Origin of the sequence: Syntrophorhabdus sp., assembly GCA_012719415.1 — a bacterium.
Taxonomy (GTDB): Bacteria; Desulfobacterota; Syntrophorhabdia; order Syntrophorhabdales; family Syntrophorhabdaceae; genus Delta-02.
On sequence record JAAYAK010000055.1, the window covers coordinates 1 to 1,601 of the forward strand.

Here is a 1,601-nt window from a genome sequence, read left to right on the forward strand (position 1 = left end):
GCGGCATCGAATCAAAACCGGCAGCCGCCAAAACCCGATCTTCCGGGGAGAAGTCATCCCTGCGCAAGCTCTATGAAATCTTCACCCCGCAGGAACGAATGCAGGCCCTGCTGATCTTTTTCGCCGGGCTTCTCACAGCCCTTGCCCAGACGGCGGGTGTATTCTCCATATTTCCATTCATCAACGTCGTCATGGACCCGGCCTCCATCCAACAGAACAAGTGGCTCGCATATGTGTACCACAGATTCTCCTTTGCAAACCCTGCCGACTTTATGATAGCGCTGGGGATCGCCGTCGTCGTTCTCGTCATCCTCTCAAATACCGTCACGGCCATAACCATGTGGGCAAAAACCCGGTTCGTCCTCAACAGGAACTACACCCTCTCCAACCGGTTGCTGGCCGTCTACCTTTCCAGGCCCTACGCCTTCTTCCTGACCAACAACACGAGCGACCTCGGCAAGAACGTCCTGTCGGAGGTCAACCAGCTGACGACGACCTTCCTCCTGCCACTTTTCGAGGCGATGATCAATCTGCTGGTACTCGTTGTCATCGTCATCATGCTCTTCTCCGTAAACCCGGCAGTCACCCTCGGTACACTCGGATTCCTGGGGACGGTCTACGGCACGCTGAACATCTACCTCAAGGTCAGACTCAAGCAAATGGGTACAGAGCGGATGGAGGCGAACAAAAAACGGTTCCGCGCAGCCAGTGAAGCCCTCGCAAGCATCAAGATCAGCAGAATACTTGGTGCAGAGCCCTACTTTCTGGACCGGTACGCGGAAAACTCGCTGAAGTTCGCACGACTCAACGTCTTCGCAAGAGTAGCCGGCCAGCTGCCATCGTACCTTATGGAGAGCATCGTCTTCGGGGGGCTCATTCTCTTCATCGTCTTCGCGCTCGTCCGCGGGGGGGAAGTGGCCTCCGTTATCCCCCTGGTCAGCCTCTACGCCTTCGCCGGCAAACGCCTCATACCCGCACTCCAGGTGATCTACTCCTCGGTCACCCAGATTTACTACAACAAGGCCGTTCTGGACAGGCTCTACCAGGACCTGGTCTCCGACGAACAGTCCAATCTTTTGCCTCGGGAAGGAGGCGAAGAAGATGAACTTCACTTCCGCCGCCGCATCCTGCTGGACAAGATCTGCTTCCGTTACCCCGACGGCGAGCGAAACATAATCGACGGGCTCGACCTCGAAATTCCCAGGGAGAGCGCAGTAGGCCTGGTGGGCTCCACCGGCTCAGGCAAAACGACGCTTGTGGACATCATCCTCGGGCTGCATATCCCCCGTGAGGGGAGGATGCTCATTGACGACACCCCTGTGACTGTTGCCAACATCCGTGCCTGGCGCCGCAAGATCGGCTATGTCCCTCAGGATATCTATCTGAGCGATGACACCGTCGCCCGAAATATTGCCTTCGGCATCCCCGATGACGAAATAGATTCAGAACATGTCCACCATGCCGCCCGTATCGCCTGTATTTTGCAAGAGGGAAATCCTCTAAGTTGCAAAGATTTTTCCCCAGCAGGGGGGTGAGGAATTTTTCACACCTCCCTGCGCATCAAAGAGTCTCTCACCCGGTTGCTCGGGCCATCAAAAAGC

Annotated in this window: 1 protein-coding gene; it reads left to right on the forward strand. The window is 56.3% G+C overall.

From position 1 onward, the window contains the following. Window positions 1–1,535 (forward strand): ABC transporter ATP-binding protein (locus GXX82_03535; protein ID NLT22097.1); only part of this gene is annotated, 1,535 nt, incomplete at its 5' end. Window positions 1,536–1,601 lie beyond the last annotated feature (66 nt).